This window comes from Candidatus Pseudothioglobus sp. Uisw_041, from assembly GCF_048087625.1.
In the GTDB taxonomy this organism is placed as follows: Bacteria; Pseudomonadota; Gammaproteobacteria; order PS1; family Pseudothioglobaceae; genus Pseudothioglobus.
Genome location: NZ_CP159805.1, coordinates 415,482 through 439,286, shown reverse-complemented (window position 1 = coordinate 439,286; position 23,805 = coordinate 415,482). Strand labels below are relative to the sequence as shown.

Sequence of the window (23,805 nt, the reverse complement as noted above, 5' to 3'; positions counted from 1 at the left end):
GCTTTTTGAGCTATATTTAACTGTAACTAATCAACAGCTTCAATGCTATCAACTTTTTTGAAAACGCCTGGAAGAATTAAACCTTTGCGTGCGCGATGGCTTACAAAATTAACTAGCTCTTCAAAAGAGTATTTTTTATGTTTCTTTCCGTATTGAACTCTTAATTTTTGATTATCTTTAATAGCACAAACGCCAATAACAAACTCTTCTCGATCAATGAAGTCCTCATTTGCAATCTGAATAAGCTTATTACCCTTTCCTTTAGAAAGATGTGGCAATTCAGATATTGGAAAAATCAATAATCTAGCTCTATTAGTAGCTACTGCAACATAATGATTATCAACATCTTCAACCATAGCAAGCCTATTTGCTCTTGCTTGTTTTGATAATGTAATTAGATGTTTGCCAGATTTAGTTTTTGAATTTAAATTACCTAAGGTTGACACAAAACCATAGCCAGCGTCTGACGAGAGAATTACAGCTTGCTCATCTTTTCCCATAACTACATCTATAAATTCAGCGCCTAATGGAGGTGTTAATTTTCCAGTTAGAGGCTCTCCCTGACCCCTAGCACTCGGAAGGCTGTTGGCCAGTATAGAATATGACCTTCCTGTAGAGTCAATAAAAAATGCCATTTGATTACTTCTACCTTTGGCATCTTTTAAGTATGTGTCTCCTGACTTGTAGTTTAGTGAAGAGGAATCAATTTCATGACCTTTAGCTGCTTTAACCCAGCCTTTTTCACTTAGAACGACAGTAACATTTTCAGCTGGAATCATGTCTTGATCATTAAATGCCTGAGCAGAAGAGACATCAGAAATAATTTGACAGCGTCTTTTATCTCCAAACTCCTCAAGGATTACTCTTAGTTCTTTTTTGATATAAGTCTTTAGCCTTGTTTCACTTGAAAGCAAAAGTTCAATTGACTTTCGCTCTTTTCCAAGCTCATCTGCTTCACTTTTAATTTTAACTTCTTCAAGTTTAGCTAGGTGACGTAACTTTAATTCTAATATCGCTTCAGCCTGTATTTCACTAATTTTGAATTGCTCAATTAAAACAGGCTTGGGTTTTTCTTCACGGCGAATGATTGCAATAACCTCATCAATATTAAGATAAGCTATCAGTAAGCCATCAAGAATATGCAGCCGATCTAAAATTTTATCCAACCGAGATTGGAGTCTATTAACAACAACCTGCATTCTAAATTCTAGCCACTCTTTAAGTAAAGGAATCAATGGCTTCACTTGAGGCTTACCATTTAAACCAATAACATTCATATTGACTCGATAGTTTTTCTCAAGATCTGTAGTTGCAAATAAATGAAGCATTAATTGCTCACAATCGACTCTATTAGACCTTGGAACAATTACTAATCGAGTTGGGTTTTCATGATCTGACTCATCGCGAAGATCCTCAACCAATGGAAGTTTTTTATTGCGCATCTGAGCAGCAATTTGAGTGATAACCTTAGCTCCTGATGTCTGGTAGGGAAGAGACTCAATAACAATTTCTCCATCCTCTTTAATATAGCCAGCCCTCATTTTGACTGAGCCATTTCCAGTTTCATACATTTGGCGGAGGTCTTCTTTTGAACTAACAATATAAGCATCCGTTGGATAGTCTGGAGCTGGAATAATCTGCATAAGCTCATCAAGCTCAGTTGAAGGTTTTTCTAGGAGCTGAATACACGCAGCTATAACCTCCAGAAGATTGTGTGGCGGGACGTCAGTCGCCATACCAACAGCAATTCCAGATGTTCCATTAAGCAGTAAATTTGGCACCTGAGCAGGAAGTTGAAGGGGCTCTTGAATGGTGCCATCAAAATTATCAGTCCAGCTTACTGTGCCTTTATTAATTTCAGCAAGAAGTAAATCTGCATAAGGCGATAATTTAGACTCGGTATAACGCATCGCTGCAAAAGACTTAGGGTCATCTGGCGCTCCCCAGTTACCCTGTCCATCAATAAATGGATAGCGATAAGAAAAAGGCTGAGCCATTAAGACCATGGCTTCATAGCACGCACTATCACCATGAGGATGAAATTTACCTAAGACGTCACCAACAGTTCTGGCAGATTTTTTAAATTTTGCAGTCGATTTCAGTCCAAGCTCACTCATCGCATAAATGATTCTTCTTTGGACTGGCTTTAAACCATCTCCAATAAAGGGTAGCGCACGATCGAGTATGACATACATTGAGTAATCAAGATAAGCGCGCTCACTATATTCTCCAACGCTTTGTCGCTCAATGCCGTTTTGGCTCATTCTTTCCTTAGTTTATATTTCGAAAATTTAACTCAAAAAAGAGTTAGAGTTGGCGTTATTTTAATTCAACTCTGAACCCGTTTAAGATTAATTATTTATCTTCCTTAAAAGGCCTAACCTGGAGGCCAATTCAACTGTCTTCCACCCAAGCAGTGAAGGTGTATATGAAATACACTTTGACAGCCATCACTATTACAATTCATTACAAGTCTATAACCACTTTCAGAAAATCCACGCTCTTTAGCAATCATAACTGCAGTAGTATTTAGTTTGCCAAGCAGAGCCTCATCAGTCGCATCATTCGGTGTAGAAATATGTTCTTTCGGTATTACTAAAAAATGCTCAGGAGCTTGTGCATTTACATCCTTAAAAGCCAACACTTTGTCATCTTCATAAAGTTTTTCAGCAGGTATATCACCCTTAATAATTGAGCAAAAAATACAGTTTGTCATAATTCAATTTTATATTTTTCAAATCTTATTATTAAAGATACACTAGAAGAACATATAATTAATAATTAATAATTAATAAGGACAGGCTCTATGCTTCCCACTGAAACTTTAGATACACTCTTTAAAACAGCACGAAGTCACAAGGGCTGGTTAAATAAAGATATTACTAGTGATCAAATTCATCAAATCTATGATTTACTAAAATTTGCACCAACCTCTGGCAATTGCTGTCCTGCAAGATTTACATTTATCCGAAGTACTGAAGCAAAAAATAGAATCAAGCCGTCATTGGATGAGGGAAATATCGACAAAACTATGCAAGCTCCATCTGTAGTAATCATTAGCTATGACACTAAATTTTATGAATCACTGCCAATCCTATCTCCACATAATGATGCCAAATCTTTTTACGAAGGCAAAGATAAAATAATAAAAAATACTGCGGAATTTAACTCAGCACTCCAAGGCGCCTACTTTATGATGGCTGCTCGCTCTGTAGGTCTTGATTGCTGTCCAATGCTTGGGTTTAACAAGGAGACACTAAATCAGGAATTCTTCCCAGATAATAAGAATAAAGCTATTTTTATTTGTGGAATTGGTTATGGAGATGACTCAAAATTACGCCCCCGAGCACCACGACTAGATTTTGAAGAAGCTTGTAACATTATATAAACACTAAGTCAAAATAATATTTAAAAAAATTGTTACCAGTATTTAGGGTAACTTCTATTTTTAGATAAGTTGTTATAAAGAAGTGCTACCATTACGATTAATACAGAGCCTATGAGGGTTGGCATCCACAAGAAATCCCAAGAACCTATAATCATTGGGTCATTATTAGCGCCTAATAAAAAAACGATAAAAGGATTCGATCCTGCTGGTGGATGAGGCACTCTTAAGACCTGCATTGCTGCAATAGCTATTGCCAATGCAATTGCCATACTCCACCAATCAGAACTAACAAGATGGTAAAAAATAAGTCCCACAAGAGTTGTAACAAAGTGACCAACAATGACATTTCGAGGTTGCGCAAATGGAGAATCAGGAAGTACAAATAAAACAAAGATTGACGCACCAAATGAGCCCATAATAATAGGCTCATTGGTGAAGTACGCTAAGAATCCAATTACACTAGCAGCTAGGAAAACACCTAAAGAAATAAAGCTTATTTCTTTTAATGATGGTCTTGGTGGAATGGATGCTGGAGAGCCTTTAAGCTTAGTAAGATAAGACATAGTCCATCCTATGAGAAAAATAAATAAATTATATATTATTTACTTACTTTAATAAAAATCAAATAGTACTTATAATATTAAAAGAAAATTTAAACTAACATTGTTAAGGAGTTAACCTGATGAATAGGCTGATGGATAAGAAAGTTTTGATAACAGCTGCTGGACAAGGAATGGGTCGCGCTGCTGCAATCGCTATGGCTAATGAAGGTGCTAAGGTTTTTGCGACAGATATAAATACAGATGCTTTAGCAACTCTATCTAAAGAAAATAAAGAAATAGAAACTTTTGAGTTAGATGTTATGGATCCAGATGCAATTGCTAAAGCTCCAGCAAGAACAGGGACTTTGACTACCTTATTTAATTGCGCAGGGTTTGTACATAATGGCACTGTGATGGATATGTCTGATGATGACTGGGACTTCTCATTTACTCTAAATGTTAGATCACAATTCCGACTTATCAAAGCCTACTTACCTGGAATGCTTGAAAAAAAAGATGGCTCTATTATTAATATGGCATCTGTAGCCTCATCAATAAAGGGCGCTCCAAACCGCTGTCTTTATGGCTCGACAAAGGCTGCTATTCTTGGACTTACACGTGCTGTAGCTGCTGATTATGTTAGTGAAGGCATAAGATGCAATGCACTTTGCCCAGGAACAATATTGACACCTTCTATAGAACAACGAATGCATGATAGTGGAGACTATGAAAAATCAAGAAAAGAGTTTTTAGCCCGCCAACCAATTGGAAGGTTTGCTTCTGCAGAAGAGGTGACAGGCATTCTTATTCACCTTGCGAGTGATGAGTCAAAATTCACCACTGGTACGTTTCAGATTGTAGATGGTGGATGGAGTCTTTAGTAAAAATCATATAAAAAAATGGATAAAAAAAATAAAATTGGATTCATTGGTGCTGGAATTATGGGCCAAGGCATGGTTCAAAACCTACTTAAAGCTGGTAATGAGGTAAGTATTATTGCTAATAAAAATAGGCGTCCTATCGAAGAGCTTGTGGCATTAGGTGCGAAGGAGATGGCGTCATTATCTGATATGGTAAGTTGCTGTAATTGCTTTATTTTATGTCTTCCAAGTTCAAAAACTGCACTCTCAGTATGTGATGAATTATTTCCCTTACTTTCTTCAGGAACTCTAATTATTGATTGCACAACCAATGAATTAGTATCAGTAGAGGAGTTGGGTAAAAAAGCTAAAAAAGCTAAACTAAGGTATGTTGAGGCACCTCTTACGGGTGGCCAAAAACAGTCATGGGATGCTATGCTGGGTGCAATCGTTGGATGTGATGAGAGTGATTTTGAAATGGTAAGTTCTATTCTTAATCCTTGCTGTGCACAAATTGAGCGACTTGGTGAATTAGGAATGGGAGCAAAAACTAAACTCATCTCTAACTTTCTAGCACTTGGTACTGCAACTTTGGTTGTTGAGGCTATGAAGGTTGCTCATAACTTTGGAGTTGATTGGGAGAAATTTTATAAACTTGCATCACAAGGTTCTGGACACTCAATGAGCCTAGATCGAATCGCGCCCAAGGCAATTGCAGGAACGCATGATGGTTATGTTTTTACTATTGCTAATACAGTTAAAGATATGGAATATATATCGGATCTTTTGAAAAATCAGCCTGATGCTTCTGCTATTACTGAGGTATTTTTAGAAATTTATAAAAATGCGGCCAATGCAGGAATGCAGGACTCATTCTTAAGTGCTCGACTTGAAAATAAGTAGCTTTACTTTAACAAGTAAGAATTGAAATCATGTTATTTATTTAGTTACTTGAAATAAACATAATTGACAGTTTATACCTTCTTGAGTGTTGTATTCTGAAGTGTGACGCTCAATTTGAATCCATGACCCAGAATTTTCTATATCTTTAATAATTTTTTCATAGGGAGAAGCATCCCATTCTTGTTTACGAACAGTAAAACTTATATAACCGCCATTTTTGGTTATTCTTATAATCTCACTAAGTGCTTCAGGGCCAACATGGCCACATGTAAAAGTACCCGCACAAATAACTGCATCAAAAGTATGATCGTCAAAATGAAGTTTTTGAGTTAAATCACCTAGACTTAGTGATTGATAAACATTTTTTTTGAGCGCCCTATTGAGCATTTCCTGTGAAAAATCTATGCCAACAATATTTTTATAGTTTTTGTTATAAAGAATATGACCTACCAGTCCGGTTCCACAACCTGCATCTAAGATTTTAGCTTTTTTATTATCAAGGTATCTAAGTAAAATTTCAGTTGTGACAAGATGGCCAACGTAACCAGCCAATTGAATAACGTCATGCTCATAGTTGTCCCAATTTTTATAAAGCTCTCCCAATTCATCTAGATTTGACACATGCAATGTTTTAAAAATTGTAGGAATCATATTTTTAGTATTTTTCATCAAATTCTCAATATAAGGTGAATGTCCAAAAGCTTTATTAAATTAACTATTTTTCCTTTATAAGCGCATAACAATAAACAATAAGTCCAATCCAAACAGCCATAAATCCTAATAATTGATTGAAATTTACAGACTCATCATACAACACATAGCCAACTAAAAATTGTAACGAAGGGGTAATTAAGAATAATATACCTACAGTTGTCATTGGAAGCAATTTTGTTCCAGCAGTGAATAATGCCAAAGGTATCACAGTAACAATTCCTGCCAAAATTAATAAAATATCTGTTGATAGATTTACATTAAAAATAGCCAAGTCATAATTTACATAAAACCATAAACTAAATATCAAAATAAATGGCAAGAGTAGAAGTGTCTCGATATAAAGGCCTGGAACTGCTGATGTCACCATTGCTTTTCTAGCAACCCCATAAGATGAAAAAGTAAGTCCAATGAGAAGGCCAAGCCATGGGAAAGAGTCACCACTGAAAACATAATAAAGGGCGCCTATTGTTGCAAAAAAAACAGCCCACTGCTTAAGTTTTGAAATCCTTTCATGGAAAAAAATATAACCACCCAACATACTTATTACAGGTGATAAAAAATAACCCATAGATGCTTCCACAACTCTTTCTAAATTTACTGCAAGAATATATGCACCCCAATTAATGGTGATGAGGATAGCAGTTAAAAATAAGAAAAGTAGTTCTTTTTTTGAAGATATTGAAGATTTGAAATTTGCTAGCCAAGATGGCTTAAAGTAGACCAATATAAATAATACAGGCACTGACCAAAGGATTCTGTGAACAAGAACTTCGGATGGGTTAACATGGTTAAGGAGTGCCCAATAAAGAGGAAATGCTCCCCACATTAGGTACCCTGAAAGAACAAGTAAGATGCCTTTATTCATAAAGCAAAAACTTACGTAAGAAAAACGCCTATTGTAGACTAAATAATCTAATGTTATTTTTATTAATGCTTATAGTAATCTTTCTCAAAACTAGTGCTACTTAGGGAGTCATTCTCACTAGTTTTTTCATTAATTTCATTTAAGTTTTCATTAATTCTAAATAGAATTACAACCATTTCACAGGCTACTCGAGAGGCTAAAGAGCCTCCAATTACCCAGACTAGGCCACGCCAGAAATCACCTTCAAGGAATATGTCTCCTAGCCCTTTTGTTATAAAGGCAAATAACAGTATCCAATAGAAAAGCGTTATAAGCTTTGGAGTCACCATCTCATCTAGATAAAACATGTAATGGTTATCTAGCTTATCTATTGAAAGTTTAAAAGCTTTTTTTATACCTTCTAAGATCTCATTATTATTCATTTTGATTGCCCTTATTTTTCTTCAATCTAAGTTAATATAATACCAGCCTAAGAAAATGTTGTAAATTCATAATTAGATAGAAATTTTAAAAATAAAAAAAACCCGTCATAAAGACGGGCTTTTTATTCAAAATTTAAGTTTATTACTTATGAATCTTAATATTAGTGAACGCACCACCAATAACTTCACGCTCTGCATATGAACCATTAGCTGTTCCACCTGCGTCTAATTCAACACCAGTAGCACCAACATAGTCAACCACTAAGCCGCCTGAGATATATTTAAGGCAAGTAGCCAAATCACCAGCAGCACATGGAATACCAGGAGCATTAGCAACATTCAATACTTGAGCTTGAATTGCCGCTCTATCTGTTGAACCTGCAGCCTGTGAAGCAAGAATAATCAATGCCATAGCATCATAAGATTCACCTGCATATGCACCAGAACCATCAACACCACCAGCAGCAGCTACTGCTGTCCAGACATCAACTAGATCTGAATCTGGAGATGCAATTGTTCCCCAAGAACCATCTGCAACCGCGCCTGAAGTTAATGCACTTATCATACCATCACCAAATACATAGTCAGAAAATGCACCAGTATCTTCAGAAGCAGCAATAATTCCTCTACCACCAGTATCAGCATAACCTAATACAGCTAAAGTAGCTGAGCCACCTGCAGACAATGCAGCAACATCAGCTGAATAGTCAGCCTTGTCGTCGTCATGTCCAGCCATAACTGTAACAGTTCCACCCATAGCTTCATAAGCAGTTACGAATGCATCAGCCAAACCTTTACCATAGTCACTATTTGAGTGAGTTACAGCCATATCAGTTTGTCCTCTTGACATTGCAATACTTGCAAGTACTGGACCCTGTCTAGCATCTGAAGGAGCAGTTCTAAAGAACCATCCACCATCTTCTAGAGTTGTTAAAGCAGGTGAAGTAGCTGATGGTGAAATTGAAACAACACCATTAGGTACAAGCACGTTGGTTATAACTGCACCAGTATTACCTGAACAGTTAGGACCCATAATCGCCATAACATTATCATCATTAATCATTTTTTCTGCTTGAGCAATCGCAACGGCTGGATCGATACATACTGAATCGCCCTGCACAACATTGATTGTTCCTTGGAGGTAGTTACCAGAAGCATTAGCCTCAGTTACTGCTAAGTTTGCACCACCAGACATCGCACCAATCATTGATTCAAGCGGTCCAGTAAATCCCTGTAGCTCTCCTATAGTTACATCAGCATGTGATACTGATGCCATCGTAGCTGATAATACAAATCCAGCTGTTGTTTTTAAATAACCTTTCATTTCGTCTCCTAAAATATAAAAAAGAGTCCCTACACCTAATAAAGTATTAAAGCGTATTTCTTATGGGAATCTCGTTAATGATAAACAGTTTCCTGTAGTTTGTGTTAAAAATATTATAAAAAAAAATGAACTAAACCTTTCTAGAATAGTTCATTTCAGCCCAACTTAAAGAACATATTACAGCTCTTTATTTTTCTCTGGAAGAATTCCGCCAGGAGAAAATCTCATTATCAAGAGCATTATGCTGCCCATAAAGATAAGTCTTAGATAGTGGACTCGATCTTCTATAAATTCTAGTGATGTATTTCCTTCTTGAACATAATTACCAAGCATTTCAACCACCCAAAGACCTATAGGGCCAGACTGAATCCAAATAAACCACATAATAAAAGCCCCTAGAACTGACCCTAGATTATTACCTGATCCTCCAACAATAACCATCACCCATATCAAAAAAGTAAATCGAAGGGGCTGATATGCAGTAGGAATAAATATCCCATCATAAGTCACTAATAATGCACCAGCGACACCGACAATTGCTGATCCAATAACAAAAATTTGTAGATGTTGACGCGTAATATTCTTACCCATCGCAGAGGCTGCTACTTCATTATCCCTTATTGCCCTTACTTTTCTACCCCATGGAGAATTTAAAGCAAGATTAGAAAGAATAATAAAGGCGACTAAAATTATAAGAAATAAACCTGAATAACTAAGCTTAACAAAAACGACCGATGCCTCTCTAACATAGTCACTTAGCTTACTAATTTGTTCTGATTGAGACAAAAACTGCAACTCTGACTTGTGAATCCAAGCAACAAGATTTTGAAGCCATTCTGATTTTTGCATATCCACTTCATAAGGAACAGGTCTTTGAAGTCCATAAACATTCTTGAGTCCCCTTACAAACCAGTCTTCATTTTTAATGACATAAATAATAATTTCAGAAATTCCAAGAGTTGCTATCGCAAGATAATCTGACCTCAAACTCAAGGTAATTTTTCCAATCCACCATGCGGCTCCAGCTGCAGCTATGCCACCCACTATCCAAGAGAGCATTATAGGAAGTCCAAAACCGCCTAAATAGCCTGAAATTGCAGGGTCTACTTTTTCAATTAATTTTGAAGCCTCAGAAAAATAAAATCTTGTAAAGAGATAGCCAATAACTACGATTAAAGATATTAACCACTTATTAACCCCCCTTCTGTTTAATAAAACTCCTGCGGCAATCGTTGCAGCTCCTAGAGCCAAAGCAAGAAGCATCTTTATACCGCCAGCATCTATCGCCTCAGTTACAGGTTGCTGAGAAATTAAAACAACACTAACCCCTCCCAAGGCGGCAAACCCCATAATTCCAACATTAAATAATCCAGCATAACCCCATTGGATATTTACACCTAAGGCCATAATAGCTGAAATCAAAGACATGTTAATAATGCCTATTACAAGTGCCCATGACTGATTAAAACCAACAAATAAAAGTACAAAACCCATAAGGGAGAAAGTAATAATTGCTCGATACGATTGCCAAATATTATTTAGATTATTCATCAACTATCACCTTACCTTTAAATAACCCAGTAGGCTTTATTAAAAGAACAATAACCAAAATAACAAAGGATATTGCATATTTATACTCAGTACCAATAAGCTGAACTAAAGACGAAGGATGCATCGATAGTGGTAATAAGTATATTAAAAACTTTTTGTAGGCATAAGTAAGGAGTATTTCAGAAAATGCTACTAAGAAAGCACCTGCAATTGCTCCTATTGGAGAGCCAATACCACCTACAATGACAGAGGCAAAAATTGGTAAGAGTAATAAGTGATATTGTTGGGGCGCAAAGCCTTTATCTAGTCCATAGAGCGCACCAGCTATTGTAGTAAGAGCAGCAACTATTAACCAAGTTATTTGAACCATCTTATCTGGATCAATACCAGAAAGAAGTGCCAACTCTTTATTGTCAGAATAAGCCCTCATAGCCTTACCTGTTTTAGTTTTTTGTAAAAAGTAAAATACAAAAGCCACTAATAAAAAAGCGATGGTAATAGTTAAAAATTGAGACGTTTTGAAGGCAATTCCTTGTTCAAGACCGGTATAAGCCTTAAACTCTCTAACAGAAAAAATAAACCTCTCACCATCTTCAAATTTTTGCGCAGTCGCGCCTAATACGAACCTGACTATTCCGCCAGTAACAAACATAACTCCTATTGAGGACATAACGATCGTAATTGATTTTGCTTTTATTTTTCGATAGTGCCGATAAATCAGCCTATCCATTGTAAGCAGATACATTGAGGTAAATACTATAGCTATTGGGATTACTAATAGAGCAGTGGGAATTCCTGAAATTGTCCAACCCCTACTAATCATAAAACCAGTAAGTAATATAACAATCATTGTCCCAAAAGCCATACTATCACCTTGGGCAAAATTAGAAAACCTCAAAACTGAATAAACTAAAGTTACAGCTAGTGCTCCCAATGCTAATTGTGAGCCATAAGATAATGCAGGAAGAATTACAAAATTAGTTAGTAAGGCAAATGCATTAATAATATCAATTGAGTCTGACGTCATCTAACCTCCTAAAAACTTTTTTCTAACTTCAGGGTTATTTATGAGCTCTTTACCAGTTCCAGTATGCTCATTACGTCCAGATACTAAAACGTAGCCCTTATCAGCTATGTTAAGAGCTTGCTGTGCATTTTGCTCAACCATAAGAACAGCCATGCCAGCATTTCTAACGTCCAAAATATTAGAAAAAATTTCATCCATCACTATTGGTGAAACTCCTGCTGTTGGCTCGTCTAAAAGCATAATTGAAGGTTTCGTCATCATAGCCCTTCCAAATGCAACCTGTTGCCTTTGGCCGCCAGAAAGCTGCTCTGCAAGTTGTTTGCGTTTGTCATAAAGAATTGGAAAAAGCGCGTAGACCTCTTCAATTGTTTTATTAATGTCATCTTGCCTAATAAAACCACCCATCTGAAGATTTTCTTCAACTGTCATTGAAGGGAAAACATTTTTTGTTTGAGGAACAAATGCTAATCCATGGCTAATTCTGTCCTGAGTAGAAAGCATTGAAATATCTTTTCCATCTAGCGTTACTGAACCTGAAGTTGCCTCCAGCATCCCGAGCAATACTCTCATTACAGTAGACTTTCCTGCACCATTTGGGCCAACAATTACTGCAAGCTCGCCTTTTTCAACTTCAACAGAGCATTCATGGAGTATTGGAACTACTCCGTATGATGCAACTAAATTTTTACCTTCAAGATAAGCCATTAACTCATAGCCTCGGTCTTAATTCCTTTGCCAAGATAGGCCTCAATAACCGCATCACTACTTTTAATTTCATCAGGGGTGCCACTTGTCAAAATTCTACCTTCAGCTAAAACTACTACTGGATTACAAAGCCTTGAAATAAAATCCATATCGTGCTCAATCATGCAAAATGTATACCCTCTTTCTGAATTAAGCTTTAATATGGCATCACCAATCTGATTAAGGAGTGTTCGATTAACACCTGCTCCAACCTCATCTAAAAGAACAACCTTAGCATCAACCATCATGGTTCGAGCTAACTCCAATAATTTTTTCTGTCCACCAGAAAGATTACCCGCTCTTTCATTCTTAAGGTGGCTAATACTAAGAAAGTCAATTACTTCTTCTGCTTTTTCTTGAAGTAACTTTTCTTCTTCTTGAATTTGCCTTCTCTTTAACCAAGTATTCATCAAATTTTCACCCAGCTGATTGGCAGGAACCATCATTAAGTTTTCCAAAACACTTAGTGTTGGAAACTCATGAGCTATTTGAAATGTTCTTAAGAGTCCTTTATGAAAAAGCTGGTGAGAAGTTAAGTTTGTTACGTCTTCACCATCAAGAATTATTTCACCCTCTGTAGGCTGATAAAGTCCAGCAATCAAATTAAACATTGTGGTTTTTCCAGCACCATTTGGACCCACTAAACCAGTTATCGAGCCTCGCTCAATATGCAAGTCAACACAATCAACTGCCTTGATTCCACCAAAATGTTTTGATAAATTTTTAACTGTTATCATTATTTAAGTTTTTGATTGAGCTACATTTGTCAAAAAAGTCTAAATTATCCAGCAAAGAATCTCCTTTATGGAAATCATTTAAGGCAAAACCTTATTGAAATTTTTAACAACAACGCTTGAATATACGCCGGCAGCAACATAAGGATCTTCATCAGCCCAGGAGCGCGCCTCTTTAAGATTTTCAAACTCAGCAACAATAAGTGATCCAGTAAAACCTGCCTCACCTGGATCTATTGAGTCGATAGCAGGATGAGGTCCAGCCAAAATAAGGCGTCCTTCATCTTTTAATTGAATTAAACGAGCAACATGATCAGGTCTAGCGCCTATGCGTTTTTTAAAACTATCCTCTACATCTTGAGAAATAATTGCATACAACATTAATTACTCCTAAATTTCTAAAACATCTTGCATTGAATATAGCCCACTAGGCTTTTCATAAAGCCAGTTAGCTGCTCTTACAGCACCATTTGCATAAATCATTCTAGATGATGCTTTATGTGTTATTTCAACGCGCTCACCTTCCATAAAAAAAGTAACAGTATGATCGCCTACAACATCACCGCCCCTAATCGATGAAAATCCAATGGTATTTAAATCTCTAGGCTCATCAATACCTTCACGGCCATATACTGCGCAGTTAGCTAAGTCTCTTCCAAGAGCGTTTGCAACAACCTCACCCATCTTAAGAGCCGTGCCTGAAGGCGAATCAACCTTATAACGGTGGTGGGTTTCAATAATTTCTATACTAGAATCTTGCCCAATAACTTTTGCAGAAGTCTCCAACAACTTAAGCGTTAAATTAACTCCAACACTCATATTAGGAGCAAAAACAATTGGTATCTGAGTTGAAGCTTGCTTGATTACTTTTAGCTCATCATCACTAAACCCAGTAGTCCCAATGACCATAGCTTTTCCAGAATTTTTACAAATTGAGATGGCCTTCAGGGAAGCTTTGGGTCTTGAAAAATCAATTAAAACGTCGAAATCTTGGAGTGAATCATTAAGGTTATCGCCTTTATCAACAGCTGCGCCTAATATCGCAATATTATTTAAATTGACTGCCTCAACAAGGGTTTGCCCCATCTTTCCTTTAGAACCGTTTATTGCAATTCTAGTCATTGATAGAATCCTCTAATAAATCATTATTTTTAGTTACTTCATCAATCTTCTTGAGAGTTTCAAGTAATGTAAACATTAAGTTCATTGGCATAGAGTTAAGGCCATCACTTTTTGCAAGCTCGGGATTTGGATGCGTCTCCATAAAGACACCAGAAACGCCAACTGCAACAGCTGCTCTAGCTAAAACTGGTACCATTTCTCTTTGCCCACCAGAGGATGTACCCTCTCCACCAGGCTGCTGAACAGAGTGAGTTGCATCAAAAACAATTGGACAGTTTGTTGACCTCATACTTGAAAGGCCTCTCATATCTGAAACAAGTGTGTTGTATCCAAAAGATGTCCCTCTATCACAAACCATAATTTGTTGATTTCCTGTTGCCTTGGCCTTCTCAACAACATTGACCATATCCCAGGGCGCTTGAAATTGGCCTTTCTTAATATTTACAGGCAAACCTTGACTACACACATTTTGAATAAAATTAGTCTGCCTTACAAGGAAAGCAGGAGTTTGAAGGACATCAACTACTGAAGAGACCTCATCTAGAGGCGAATCTTCATGAACATCAGTTAAAACAGAGACCCCAACTTCAGACTTTACTTTTTCTAAAATACGAAGCCCTTCTTCAATACCTAGACCACGAAAACTATCTGCGCTTGTTCGATTGGCCTTGTCATAGGAAGACTTATAGATGAAATTGATATTAAGCTCGCTACAAACTTTTTTCAAATAGCTTGCACTTTCCATTGCTAAAGACTCTGACTCAACAACACATGGGCCAGCAATCAAAAAAAATGGGTGATCAATTCCAGCCTGAAAATCTAGTAAATTCATGTACTTCACTCATTACTTAAATATATACGTAAATTATATTCGTTTAAAATAAGCATTGTTATAAATTCATTAAAACCATGGCACAAAAAACACCTGACATACTTAAAAAAATTGTTGCTCGAAAGCAAGAAGAAATCGCAGAGTCAACAAAGCGGCTTCCGATTGAAAAAATGATTGAGCTAGCAAATAGTGCAGATACCCCCCGAGGATTTTTCAACTCATTAAACAAAAAAGTAAAAAAGCGTCAAAGTGGAATAATTGCTGAAATTAAAAAAGCCTCTCCAAGTAAGGGCGTTTTAAGAGAGAATTTTGAGCCTGTCGAAATTGCAAAAAGCTACGAAGATGGAGGTGCAAGCTGCCTTTCTATATTAACAGATCGTGATTTTTTTCAAGGTGATCCTTTATATTTGATAAAAGCGCGAGCTGCAGTTTCATTACCAGTTATTCGTAAAGATTTCATTATTAAGCCCTATCAAGTCTATGAATCAAGAGCGATGGGGGCAGATTGTATTTTACTAATTGTGTCTTGTCTAGAGGATGATGAAATCAGACATTTAAGCGACCTTGCTTTATCTCTCAATATGGATGTATTAGTTGAAACTCATGATTTAAATGAACTTCGTCGTGCGCTTAAATTAGATTTACCAATGATTGGAATTAATAATAGGAATCTTCGAAACTTTGAAGTTAGCCTTCAAACCACCATTGACTTGCTTAGTGAAATTAGTGGTGATAAACTTGTGATAACTGAGTCAGGAATTGCATCTAAAGCTGATGTTGAGTTGATGCACAAGAATGATGTATTTGGTTTTTTAATTGGCGAGGCATTTATGAAGCACTCAAATCCTGGCCAAAAACTTAAGGAGTTTTTTAAATGAATCTTTCTGTAAATTGGGTTGATGGCATGTTAATGGTTGGTAAGTCTCATAGTGGTCACTCTATTACGATGGATGGTCCGATAGAGATTGGCGGTGAAAATCTTGGTGTTAGACCGATGGAAATGCTTCTGCTTGGAGTGGCGGGCTGCACTATGATTGATGTCGTTACAACGCTTCAAAAAATGCGTCAAGACCTATCACATTGTGAAACAAAGATAAGTGCTGAAAGAGCCAATGAACACCCAAAGGTGTTTACCGATATACATATTCACTTTATTGTTAAAGGAAAAGACTTAGACTCTAAAAAAGTTGATAAAGCAATTTCACTCTCAGCTGAAAAATACTGCTCTGCATCTATCATGCTTGGTAAAACGGCAAACATTACCCATGACTTTGAAGTCACTGAATAATATTTAATAAAACCCTTATTACTAAAATACTCATTGAAAATAATTCCAGTATAATATTCCATCTTCGGAGAGATGGCCGAGTGGCTGAAGGCGCTCCCCTGCTAAGGGAGTATAGGCTTTAACTCCTATCGAGGGTTCGAATCCCTCTCTCTCCGCCATAATATTGAATGCTCTATGAATACACCTAAAGTTATCCATTGGTTTCGCCAAGATCTAAGGTTATCTGACAACCCTGCACTATTTGAGGCAGCAAAAAATAGTTCAATACTTCCTATCTACATTCTGGACGATATAAATTCAAAAGAACTTGCGATGGGAGAAGCAAGTCGATTTTGGCTGCATCACTCTCTAAATTCTCTTAACAAAAGCCTAGATCAAAATTTATCAATTTACTCGGGAGATCCCATTACAGTAATATTGGATATTATTGATCGATTAGATATTAAAGAGATATTTTGGAATCGTTGTTATGAGCCATGGCGCATCAATCGTGATACTCATATCAAAAAAGAACTTGAGTCTAAAGGAATTAAAGTTAATACTTTAAATGGTTCATTACTCTGGGAGCCCTGGACAATAAAAAAAGGAGACGGGACTCCATATAAAGTTTTTACGCCCTACTTTCGAAAAGGGTGTCTTTTATCTGACGAGCCACGTAAGCCAATTTCTACTCCAATAAATCTAGATCTTTTTAATGATAACAATAGTTTAAAAGATATCAATGCTTTATCTTTATTACCATCCACTAAATGGGATATTAAAATGAAATCATTTTGGAATATTGGTGAGCTTGGAGCAAATAATCGATTAACCGAATTCCTAAATAATGGAGTGGAAAATTATAAAGAAGGCCGAAATATTCCATCAAAACCTTTTGTCTCTAGGCTATCTCCACATCTTCATTTTGGTGAGATTTCTCCCAATCAAGCTTGGCATGCTGCACAGAAAAAAGGCGATGACAACAATATTGACCACTTCTGTAGCGAGCTCGGTTGGCGCGAATTTTCATACACGCAGCTCTACTTTAATCCTGAACTTCCTAAAAAGAATTTGCAACCCAAGTTTGATCTATTCCCATGGGATAAAGATGAGAAAAAATTAATTGCTTGGCAAAAAGGTCAAACTGGAATACCTATGGTTGATGCAGGCATGAGGGAGTTATGGCTAACTGGCGCAATGCATAACCGTGTAAGAATGGTTGTAGGTTCATTTTTAGTTAAAAATCTTCTACTTCACTGGCATCATGGTGAAAGATGGTTTTGGGACTGTTTAGTAGATGCAGATTTAGCTAGCAATAGTGCAAGCTGGCAATGGATTGCAGGTTGCGGCGCAGATGCAGCGCCCTACTTTAGAATTTTTAACCCAGTCACGCAGGGGCAAAAGTTCGACTCGGATGGGGAATATATTCGTAAATACATCCCTGAAATAAGTGAGCTGCCAAACAAATACTTATTTAATCCTTGGGAAGCGCCCCAAGAAGAATTAGATAGGGCTGGAGTTGTTATTGGAAAAGACTATCCAAATCCTATTATAGATTTAAAATTATCTCGCCAGAATGCGCTTGAAGCGTTTAAAACTTTAAAAAAAGTGGATGATTAATCATCAAAGCTCTGTTAAAGCCCCTACTCTAAAAAATCACTAACTGACTGACTCCAGTCAGGGTGAGTGTGTTTGTCCCAATAACTCTGATGAAGTATTCTGGTAATTTTTCCAGGGACACCTTTGCCAACTAATTTATCATTTATTCTTGTAATTGGCATTATTCCACCCGCTGTTGAAGTTGCAAAAACTTCATTTGAATCTTGAAGCTTTTCAAGTGATATTGAGCTTAACTGAAAAGGAACGCCTAATTCTTTTGCTAAATCAAGAACTGTATGCCTAGTTATGCCTTCTAAAACTCCCTGACTAGGGGAATGAAGCCCATCCTTATCTACACAAAAAATATTAAAACCTGGCCCTTCTGAAATATTATTTTCTTCATCCACAAGGATTACCGTGTCATGATCTAAGTCATAAGCTTCATACATTCCACTTACCAAATCAAGCCAGTGATAATTTTTAATTCTTGAATCAATAGAATTAGTTGGTATTCTCCTTCTAGCACTTACTAAAACGTCCAATCCTTTCTCAAAATCTTCGGGCTTAAGAATCCAACCAAATGGAACAGCAAAAGCAATAAACCGAGGCTTAGATTTACGTGGATCTCTGTCAAATTTAGGGGACATTCCTCTAGTTTGAATCATTTCTACATAGACATCATCCAGTCCAGATCGATGGACACAACCAGCAAGTATTTTTTTAAGTTCATCACGGCTAACTATACAAGGCATTCTTAATTTTTCTGTTGATTCAAAAAATCTGTCAATATGCTTATCTAAGCGAAAAAAACGCCCTTTCCAAACATGAACAACATCATAAGTTGCATCAGACCTTAAAAATCCCCAATCTAAAATCGGAATATGAGCTTCAGATAGTTGAATGAATTCACCATTCATCCAGGCTGCTCCTTTTGGAAAAATATCTTCTTCCAAGATTATTTACTTAGTTCCAAAAATCTTGTCACCAGCATCGCCTAGTCCTGGAAGAATATAGCCCTGCTCATTCAAAGAGTCATCTATTGCAGCTATAAAAAGATCTACATCAGGATGAAGTTTAGTTACCCTTTCTAACCCTTCAGGAGAGGCAACTAGAAATAAACCAATAATTTTTTTACAGCCCTTCTGTTTAAGAAGGTCAATTGTAGCAAGGAGGGTTCCTCCAGTTGCAAGCATAGGATCAATAATTAAGGCAGTTCTTTGATCAATATCTGTAATAACTTTATCAAAGTATGCAACTGGATTTAAAGTTTTCTCATCTCTGTAAAGACCAACGACACTAACTTTAGCATTTGGCACCAAAGTCAACACACCATCAAGCATTCCCAAGCCAGCTCGCAAAATAGGAACAATTGACAATTTTTTTCCAGATAACATTTGAGTGTTGATTGGCTCTCCTTGCCAGCCATTAATTTCACGGTCTTCGAGTGGTAAATTCCGAGTAGCTTCATACGTCAATAGACTCGCAACTTCGTTAGCTAGTTCACGAAATTGTTTTGTGCTAATTCCATGTTGCCTAAGTAAGGCAATTTTATGGGCTAAAAGAGGATGTTTAATTGCATTTAAGGGCATTAGTATTCCTTCAAAAAAAACTTATTAAGAAACTAATTTTACATGTTAATACAATTTGTAATATTTTTCTAAAAATCATATAAAAAGAACAAGTATTATTGTCTCATCATAAAAAAAATAAAAGGTTTAAATGAAATTTGGAATTTTAGGTGAAGCAAAAATTGCTCGCGAATATGTTGTTCCAGCAATCTTAGCTGCAGGACATGAGGTTACCCATGTTGGAAGAAGAAATCCTGGTCAAGTACCATTACCAAGTATCTATAAAGATGCTATTGAGACTGACTATGATGCTCTTCTATCAGAACCATCAATAGATGCAATTTATAACCCGCTCCCAAATCATCTGCATGTGTCCTACTCTATTCAAGCACTTAAATTAGGCAAGCATGTTCTTTGTGAAAAGCCAGTTGCCCTTAATATGAACGAATTAAAGGAATTAGAATCAGCAGCTGCAAGCAGTGAATCTTTTTTTTATGAAGCCTACATGGTAAGAAGTCACCCACAATGGGCATGGCTCAAAGAGCTTGACATTGGAGATCATCAGTCATCTCACTTTATTTTTAGCTATCCTGACCAGCCTAAAGGCAATATTCGAAATCGCAAAGTAGATGGTGGCGGTCCATTATACGACATTGGTTGTTATGCAATATTATCAGGATGTATGCTATTTACAGGTATCCCCAAGGTTCTTTCAGCAACTGCAATAATGAGTGATCACTATGATATTGAGAAGCAAGTTGATGCAACACTTCAATGGCCAAATGGCCAAACATTAAGCTTCACTGTTTCAGGTAATGCAGCACTTTGTCAAGCATTGACGGTTTTAGGGTCAAGTGGCTGGGCAAAACTAAGCGTCCCTGTTAACCCACCTGAAGTTACTCACGCTTATTGGGCAAATGGAGGTTTGCAGGAAGGTACTAAAGTTAGCTTTCCACCATGTAATCAGTACAAACTTATGATTGATGACTTTGTATCGCTTGCAGAATCAAAATCTAAGTCTGATTTTTTAATTTCTCAGATTGTTACGAAGGCTATAAATGAGATCCAACACAAAGCTGGTTTAATCATATAAATAAATCATTTGAAACTTCAAAAGAATACTATGCGATAGAATAATTTTTGTTGCATCACATGGTATCTTATAACGCTATGAAAAAAGACACTCCATTTACTATAGCAGGCAGAACTTTTAACTCTAGACTCCTCGTTGGCTCTGGAAAATACAAAGATCTAGAAGAAACTAAGTTAGCCACTGAAGCCTCTGGCTCAGAGATTATTACTGTGGCAATTCGTCGTGTTAATATTGGCCAAAATCCAAACGAAGAAAGCCTTCTTGATGCTGTTTCTCCTAAAAAATATACAATCCTCCCAAATACTGCAGGCTGTTACAACTCAAAAGATGCAGTTAGAACTCTACTTCTAGCAAGAGAATTATTAGACGGACATAACCTCGTTAAATTAGAGGTTCTGGGTGATGAAAAAACACTTTATCCTAATATTGTAGAAACTCTTGAAGCATCTAAAATACTAATAAAAGAAGGTTTTGATGTCATGGTTTATACTTCGGATGATCCTATAGTAGCTAAAGAACTTGAAGAGATTGGTTGCTGTGCAATTATGCCATTAGCCTCTCTTATTGGATCAGGCCAGGGAATAGCTAATCCTTTTAATATTAAGATAATTAAAGATCAGGCCAACGTTCCTGTCCTAGTTGATGCTGGGATTGGCTGCGCAAGTGATGCCGCAGAAGCAATGGAACTCGGGTGTGACGGCGTACTTATGAATTCTGCAATTGCAAATGCAGAAAACCCTATACTAATGGCAAGTGCAATGAAGCATGCTATTATAGCTGGGCGTGAATCCTATCTTGCGGGCAGAATGATTAAGAAAAGTTATGCAAGCGCTTCCTCACCTATGGAAAATTTAATATAGCCTTAAGATGTTAGTGCAATGAACTTCTCAAAAAAAATAAGTGATATTGAGCAGAATCACTTACTACGTTTAAGAAGAATTGCTAATGGTGCCCAAGGCGCTATTATGGAAATTGATGGCAAGAAAATTGTGAATTTTTGCTCAAATGATTACCTATCTCTTGCTAATCATCCTAAAATTAAAGAGACGCTAATTGAAGGGGTAAAGCTATATGGAGTTGGATCAGGAGCGTCTCATCTAGTAAGTGGCCACTCAAAATCACATCATATATTTGAAGAAGCATTAGCTGAACATACTGGCCAGCAAAGAGCACTGCTTTTTTCATCAGGCTATAGTGCAAATCTAGGAATATTTTCCGCTCTTAGGGATGAAATCAAATGGTCACTTCAAGATAAATTAAATCATGCATCATTAATCGATGGCGCCAGACTAATTGGCCTTCCAATTCAAAGGTATCTCCATAAAAATCTTGTCTCACTTCAAAAGAAATTAAAAAAACAAACTGGCTCTGGTCTGGTTGTAACTGATCATATTTTTAGTATGGATGGGGACAAAGCAGATATTTCAGAAATTGATAAAACTCTAAATCAAACTGATGCAATATTAATGCAAGATGATGCTCATGGATTTGGCGTTTTTAACCCAACAATCCCTAAGCATTCGATTTACATGGCTACGCTAGGAAAGTCTGCTGGGGTTATGGGGGCCTTTGTAGCTGGAGACGATGACTTTATAGAATTTTTAATACAAAAATCAAGGCCATATACCTACACTACTGCCATCCCCCCTAGTTTTTGTCATGCAGGCCTTATGAGCTTAGAGTTAATTAAAAAGGGTGAACAAAAAAATAAGTTATTAGCTAATATTAGTCACTTTAAGAATATTTATAGTCAGTTAGATCTTCAATTTGAAGACTCTGATAGTGCAATTCATCCGCTTGTTGTAGGCTCAAGTAATGAAGCTCTTAAGCTTAGTAACAAGCTATTTGATGAAGGTTTTTTTGTAAGTGCTATACGGCCTCCTACAGTTCCTCCTAACACCGCCCGACTTCGATTTACATTATCAGCGGGTCATAGTGAAAAGCAAATTGAAACACTTTTAAAAAAGGTAAAAGATGTTATGGCATAAAACTATAGGCGATGGCCCAAGTCTAGTCTTATTACATGGATGGGCCTTTAATAGCGATATATTCCAAAGCTTGATAGATAAATATAAGGCAAACTATCGAATAACAGTTATTGATCTTCCTGGCCACGGAAGAAGTAGAGATATAGATGGAAATATTGAAAGCTGGTGCAATGAACTAATTAAGATAATCCCAGAGCGATCTATCTTACTTGGCTGGTCTTTAGGTGGCTTACTTTCAACCTATATTGCAAGTCAAATTGAGATTAGCAAGTTAATTCTAGTTGCCGCAACACCCTGTCTTATAAATAATGAAAACTGGAATTATGGAATAAGTAGTGAGGTATTTGATCAATTTGCAATTAATTTAAAAAATGATAGTACAAAATCACTCAAACGTTTCGTAAGCCTTCAAAGCAAAGACAAGTCTCAACTTCAAGAGCTTTACAAATCAATTCAAAAATATCCAGCCTCACATAGTGCACTAAATACTGGATTAGAAATAATTATTAATTCTGACTTGCGAGATATTTATAAAGATATTGCAGTACCTAAAACTACTATCCTTGGGACACTTGATACTCTAGTCCCAGTAAAAATTAAAGAATGGTATGAGGCAGTTGGCTCACAAACCTCTATTATTCACTCTGGTCATCTTCCTTTTGTTGATAAAGACTTTAAACTTTAATCACCAGCTCTTTCAAGATTAGTTTCAATTCTAATAACTATCTTGTTTTTGGTATAATTCAAGCAATTTCCTCACCAAAATCAAAATGAGCGCACTAGTTGGAGTTATTATGGGATCAAAGTCAGATTGGCCCACAATGAAAATTGCCACAGAGATGCTTGAAGAATTAGGTGTTCCATATGAAGTCAAGGTTGTCTCAGCCCATCGCACTCCTGATTTAATGTTTGAATACGCCGAAACAGCTCAAGCAAGAGGACTTGAAGTAATTATTGCTGGTGCTGGCGGCTCTGCCCACTTACCAGGGATGGTTGCTTCAAAAACAATTATTCCAGTCTTAGGGGTGCCAATTCAGTCCAAGGCATTAAGTGGTCACGACTCTTTATTGTCAATTGTTCAAATGCCTGGTGGAATTCCTGTGGGCACGCTTGCCATAGGCGAAGCAGGCGCAAAAAATGCTGGAATTTTGGCAGCCCAGATCGTTGGCAACCATAATGAAGAAGTAAGACAAAAAGTTACTAAATTTCGTTTAGAGCAGACTCGAAGTGTTCTCAACAATCCTAATCCAGACAAATAACTT

Annotated in this window: 27 protein-coding genes and 1 tRNA gene; 12 read left to right on the top strand and 16 right to left on the bottom strand. The window is 36.8% G+C overall.

Features of this window, described 5'->3' with window-relative positions; all coding sequences use genetic code 11:
- Positions 1-26: 26 nt before the first annotated feature.
- A complete protein-coding gene (gene parC / locus ABXT44_RS02260) occupies positions 27-2,264 on the bottom strand; it encodes a DNA topoisomerase IV subunit A (protein ID WP_416687815.1) in 2,238 nt (745 codons plus the stop codon).
- Positions 2,265-2,377: 113 nt separating this feature from the next.
- Positions 2,378-2,716 carry a histidine triad nucleotide-binding protein gene (locus tag ABXT44_RS02255; protein WP_416687813.1) on the bottom strand — a complete coding sequence of 113 codons (339 nt, stop codon included), beginning with the start codon at positions 2,714-2,716 and terminating at the stop codon, positions 2,378-2,380.
- 90 nt (positions 2,717-2,806) lie between these two features.
- Between ABXT44_RS02255 and ABXT44_RS02250 the strand changes: the two genes are divergently transcribed.
- Positions 2,807-3,388: a malonic semialdehyde reductase gene (locus ABXT44_RS02250; RefSeq protein WP_416687811.1), complete on the top strand. Its 582-nt coding sequence runs from the start codon at positions 2,807-2,809 to the stop codon at positions 3,386-3,388.
- Positions 3,389-3,420: 32 nt separating this feature from the next.
- Here ABXT44_RS02250 and ABXT44_RS02245 read toward each other — a convergent pair whose 3' ends face one another.
- The gene (locus ABXT44_RS02245; protein ID WP_416687809.1) at positions 3,421-3,951 is read right to left on the bottom strand and encodes an HPP family protein; all 531 of its coding nucleotides are present in this window, start codon (positions 3,949-3,951) and stop codon (positions 3,421-3,423) included.
- A 116-nt stretch (positions 3,952-4,067) separates the two neighbouring features.
- On the opposite strand from ABXT44_RS02245, the gene ABXT44_RS02240 reads away from it, so the two are divergent.
- Entirely contained in the window at positions 4,068-4,811 is a 744-nt protein-coding gene (locus ABXT44_RS02240; RefSeq protein ID WP_416688398.1) for an SDR family oxidoreductase, read from the top strand.
- Between the two features lie 18 nt (positions 4,812-4,829).
- Positions 4,830-5,693 carry an NAD(P)-dependent oxidoreductase gene (locus tag ABXT44_RS02235; protein WP_416687807.1) on the top strand — a complete coding sequence of 288 codons (864 nt, stop codon included), beginning with the start codon at positions 4,830-4,832 and terminating at the stop codon, positions 5,691-5,693.
- Positions 5,694-5,729: 36 nt separating this feature from the next.
- Here the strand turns inward: ABXT44_RS02235 and ABXT44_RS02230 are convergent, their stop codons facing one another.
- The 11 genes from ABXT44_RS02230 to kdsA all read right to left on the bottom strand — a co-directional run bounded on the left by ABXT44_RS02230 (position 5,730) and on the right by kdsA (position 15,028).
- The gene (locus ABXT44_RS02230; RefSeq protein ID WP_416687805.1) at positions 5,730-6,362 is read right to left on the bottom strand and encodes a class I SAM-dependent DNA methyltransferase; all 633 of its coding nucleotides are present in this window, start codon (positions 6,360-6,362) and stop codon (positions 5,730-5,732) included.
- A 46-nt stretch (positions 6,363-6,408) separates the two neighbouring features.
- On the bottom strand, positions 6,409-7,272 hold the full coding sequence (gene rarD / locus ABXT44_RS02225) for an EamA family transporter RarD (protein ID WP_416687803.1): 864 nt from the start codon (positions 7,270-7,272) through the stop codon (positions 6,409-6,411).
- A gap of 62 nt (positions 7,273-7,334) precedes the next feature.
- Positions 7,335-7,694 (bottom strand): DUF4282 domain-containing protein, encoded by a 360-nt coding sequence (locus tag ABXT44_RS02220; RefSeq protein ID WP_416652833.1) that lies wholly within the window; start codon positions 7,692-7,694, stop codon positions 7,335-7,337.
- A gap of 142 nt (positions 7,695-7,836) precedes the next feature.
- On the bottom strand, positions 7,837-9,018 hold the full coding sequence (locus ABXT44_RS02215) for an ABC transporter substrate-binding protein (RefSeq protein ID WP_416687801.1): 1,182 nt from the start codon (positions 9,016-9,018) through the stop codon (positions 7,837-7,839).
- A gap of 177 nt (positions 9,019-9,195) precedes the next feature.
- Positions 9,196-10,569 (bottom strand): branched-chain amino acid ABC transporter permease, encoded by a 1,374-nt coding sequence (locus tag ABXT44_RS02210; protein ID WP_416687800.1) that lies wholly within the window; start codon positions 10,567-10,569, stop codon positions 9,196-9,198.
- Positions 10,562-11,596 carry a branched-chain amino acid ABC transporter permease gene (locus ABXT44_RS02205; RefSeq protein WP_416687798.1) on the bottom strand — a complete coding sequence of 345 codons (1,035 nt, stop codon included), beginning with the start codon at positions 11,594-11,596 and terminating at the stop codon, positions 10,562-10,564. The genes ABXT44_RS02210 and ABXT44_RS02205 overlap by 8 nt, the downstream gene beginning before the upstream one ends.
- Positions 11,597-12,301 (bottom strand): ABC transporter ATP-binding protein, encoded by a 705-nt coding sequence (locus ABXT44_RS02200; RefSeq protein ID WP_271557194.1) that lies wholly within the window; start codon positions 12,299-12,301, stop codon positions 11,597-11,599.
- The gene (locus ABXT44_RS02195; RefSeq protein WP_416687797.1) at positions 12,301-13,077 is read right to left on the bottom strand and encodes an ABC transporter ATP-binding protein; all 777 of its coding nucleotides are present in this window, start codon (positions 13,075-13,077) and stop codon (positions 12,301-12,303) included. The genes ABXT44_RS02200 and ABXT44_RS02195 overlap by 1 nt, the downstream gene beginning before the upstream one ends.
- A gap of 78 nt (positions 13,078-13,155) precedes the next feature.
- Complete coding sequence (locus tag ABXT44_RS02190; protein WP_416687796.1) at positions 13,156-13,455, bottom strand: YciI family protein; 300 nt, start codon at positions 13,453-13,455, stop codon at positions 13,156-13,158.
- Positions 13,456-13,464: 9 nt separating this feature from the next.
- Positions 13,465-14,196, bottom strand: coding sequence for a 4-hydroxy-tetrahydrodipicolinate reductase (dapB, locus tag ABXT44_RS02185; protein WP_416687795.1), 732 nt, complete (start codon positions 14,194-14,196; stop codon positions 13,465-13,467).
- A complete protein-coding gene (gene kdsA / locus ABXT44_RS02180) occupies positions 14,189-15,028 on the bottom strand; it encodes a 3-deoxy-8-phosphooctulonate synthase (RefSeq protein ID WP_416687794.1) in 840 nt (279 codons plus the stop codon). Before kdsA ends, dapB begins: the two co-directional genes overlap by 8 nt.
- 77 nt (positions 15,029-15,105) lie before the next feature.
- Between kdsA and trpC the strand changes: the two genes are divergently transcribed.
- From trpC to ABXT44_RS02160, 4 genes are all read left to right on the top strand, one after another.
- Positions 15,106-15,906 (top strand): indole-3-glycerol phosphate synthase TrpC, encoded by an 801-nt coding sequence (trpC, locus tag ABXT44_RS02175; RefSeq protein WP_416687792.1) that lies wholly within the window; start codon positions 15,106-15,108, stop codon positions 15,904-15,906.
- Positions 15,903-16,316, top strand: a complete 414-nt coding sequence (locus ABXT44_RS02170; RefSeq protein WP_416687791.1) for an OsmC family protein — start codon at positions 15,903-15,905, stop codon at positions 16,314-16,316. The genes trpC and ABXT44_RS02170 overlap by 4 nt, the downstream gene beginning before the upstream one ends.
- Before the next feature lie 66 nt (positions 16,317-16,382).
- A tRNA-Ser gene (locus tag ABXT44_RS02165) sits at positions 16,383-16,474 on the top strand.
- A gap of 16 nt (positions 16,475-16,490) precedes the next feature.
- The gene (locus ABXT44_RS02160) at positions 16,491-17,915 is read left to right on the top strand and encodes a cryptochrome/photolyase family protein (RefSeq protein WP_416687789.1); all 1,425 of its coding nucleotides are present in this window, start codon (positions 16,491-16,493) and stop codon (positions 17,913-17,915) included.
- 23 nt (positions 17,916-17,938) lie between these two features.
- Here ABXT44_RS02160 and ABXT44_RS02155 read toward each other — a convergent pair whose 3' ends face one another.
- Both ABXT44_RS02155 and upp read right to left on the bottom strand, forming a co-directional pair.
- A complete protein-coding gene (locus ABXT44_RS02155) occupies positions 17,939-18,847 on the bottom strand; it encodes an aminotransferase class IV (protein WP_416687787.1) in 909 nt (302 codons plus the stop codon).
- Between the two features lie 6 nt (positions 18,848-18,853).
- On the bottom strand, positions 18,854-19,483 hold the full coding sequence (gene upp / locus ABXT44_RS02150) for a uracil phosphoribosyltransferase (RefSeq protein ID WP_416687785.1): 630 nt from the start codon (positions 19,481-19,483) through the stop codon (positions 18,854-18,856).
- Between the two features lie 130 nt (positions 19,484-19,613).
- Here upp and ABXT44_RS02145 point away from each other — a divergent pair, with 130 nt between their 5' ends.
- From ABXT44_RS02145 to purE, 5 genes are all read left to right on the top strand, one after another.
- Entirely contained in the window at positions 19,614-20,555 is a 942-nt protein-coding gene (locus ABXT44_RS02145) for a Gfo/Idh/MocA family protein (protein ID WP_416687783.1), read from the top strand.
- Positions 20,556-20,632: 77 nt separating this feature from the next.
- A complete protein-coding gene (locus tag ABXT44_RS02140; protein WP_416687781.1) occupies positions 20,633-21,415 on the top strand; it encodes a thiazole synthase in 783 nt (260 codons plus the stop codon).
- Positions 21,416-21,433: 18 nt separating this feature from the next.
- Complete coding sequence (locus ABXT44_RS02135; RefSeq protein ID WP_416687779.1) at positions 21,434-22,543, top strand: aminotransferase class I/II-fold pyridoxal phosphate-dependent enzyme; 1,110 nt, start codon at positions 21,434-21,436, stop codon at positions 22,541-22,543.
- Entirely contained in the window at positions 22,530-23,228 is a 699-nt protein-coding gene (locus ABXT44_RS02130) for an alpha/beta fold hydrolase (protein ID WP_416687777.1), read from the top strand. The genes ABXT44_RS02135 and ABXT44_RS02130 overlap by 14 nt, the downstream gene beginning before the upstream one ends.
- An 85-nt stretch (positions 23,229-23,313) precedes the next feature.
- The gene (purE, locus tag ABXT44_RS02125; RefSeq protein ID WP_416687776.1) at positions 23,314-23,802 is read left to right on the top strand and encodes a 5-(carboxyamino)imidazole ribonucleotide mutase; all 489 of its coding nucleotides are present in this window, start codon (positions 23,314-23,316) and stop codon (positions 23,800-23,802) included.
- Positions 23,803-23,805 lie beyond the last annotated feature (3 nt).

Coding starts and splice junctions, on each gene's coding strand:
- ABXT44_RS02140 (WP_416687781.1), top strand. CDS start 20,633: ATGAAAAAAGACACTCCATTTACTATAGCAGGCAGAACTTTTAACTCT.
- ABXT44_RS02190 (WP_416687796.1), bottom strand. CDS start 13,455: ATGTTGTATGCAATTATTTCTCAAGATGTAGAGGATAGTTTTAAAAAA.
- ABXT44_RS02170 (WP_416687791.1), top strand. CDS start 15,903: ATGAATCTTTCTGTAAATTGGGTTGATGGCATGTTAATGGTTGGTAAG.
- ABXT44_RS02245 (WP_416687809.1), bottom strand. CDS start 3,951: ATGTCTTATCTTACTAAGCTTAAAGGCTCTCCAGCATCCATTCCACCA.
- ABXT44_RS02235 (WP_416687807.1), top strand. CDS start 4,830: ATGGATAAAAAAAATAAAATTGGATTCATTGGTGCTGGAATTATGGGC.
- ABXT44_RS02145 (WP_416687783.1), top strand. CDS start 19,614: ATGAAATTTGGAATTTTAGGTGAAGCAAAAATTGCTCGCGAATATGTT.
- ABXT44_RS02230 (WP_416687805.1), bottom strand. CDS start 6,362: ATGAAAAATACTAAAAATATGATTCCTACAATTTTTAAAACATTGCAT.
- ABXT44_RS02255 (WP_416687813.1), bottom strand. CDS start 2,716: ATGACAAACTGTATTTTTTGCTCAATTATTAAGGGTGATATACCTGCT.
- ABXT44_RS02195 (WP_416687797.1), bottom strand. CDS start 13,077: ATGATAACAGTTAAAAATTTATCAAAACATTTTGGTGGAATCAAGGCA.
- dapB (WP_416687795.1), bottom strand. CDS start 14,196: ATGACTAGAATTGCAATAAACGGTTCTAAAGGAAAGATGGGGCAAACC.
- upp (WP_416687785.1), bottom strand. CDS start 19,483: ATGCCCTTAAATGCAATTAAACATCCTCTTTTAGCCCATAAAATTGCC.
- ABXT44_RS02210 (WP_416687800.1), bottom strand. CDS start 10,569: ATGAATAATCTAAATAATATTTGGCAATCGTATCGAGCAATTATTACT.
- trpC (WP_416687792.1), top strand. CDS start 15,106: ATGGCACAAAAAACACCTGACATACTTAAAAAAATTGTTGCTCGAAAG.
- parC (WP_416687815.1), bottom strand. CDS start 2,264: ATGAGCCAAAACGGCATTGAGCGACAAAGCGTTGGAGAATATAGTGAG.
- ABXT44_RS02200 (WP_271557194.1), bottom strand. CDS start 12,301: ATGGCTTATCTTGAAGGTAAAAATTTAGTTGCATCATACGGAGTAGTT.
- ABXT44_RS02130 (WP_416687777.1), top strand. CDS start 22,530: ATGTTATGGCATAAAACTATAGGCGATGGCCCAAGTCTAGTCTTATTA.
- ABXT44_RS02135 (WP_416687779.1), top strand. CDS start 21,434: ATGAACTTCTCAAAAAAAATAAGTGATATTGAGCAGAATCACTTACTA.
- rarD (WP_416687803.1), bottom strand. CDS start 7,272: ATGAATAAAGGCATCTTACTTGTTCTTTCAGGGTACCTAATGTGGGGA.
- ABXT44_RS02160 (WP_416687789.1), top strand. CDS start 16,491: ATGAATACACCTAAAGTTATCCATTGGTTTCGCCAAGATCTAAGGTTA.
- ABXT44_RS02215 (WP_416687801.1), bottom strand. CDS start 9,018: ATGAAAGGTTATTTAAAAACAACAGCTGGATTTGTATTATCAGCTACG.
- ABXT44_RS02250 (WP_416687811.1), top strand. CDS start 2,807: ATGCTTCCCACTGAAACTTTAGATACACTCTTTAAAACAGCACGAAGT.
- purE (WP_416687776.1), top strand. CDS start 23,314: ATGAGCGCACTAGTTGGAGTTATTATGGGATCAAAGTCAGATTGGCCC.
- ABXT44_RS02220 (WP_416652833.1), bottom strand. CDS start 7,694: ATGAATAATAATGAGATCTTAGAAGGTATAAAAAAAGCTTTTAAACTT.
- ABXT44_RS02205 (WP_416687798.1), bottom strand. CDS start 11,596: ATGACGTCAGACTCAATTGATATTATTAATGCATTTGCCTTACTAACT.
- kdsA (WP_416687794.1), bottom strand. CDS start 15,028: ATGAATTTACTAGATTTTCAGGCTGGAATTGATCACCCATTTTTTTTG.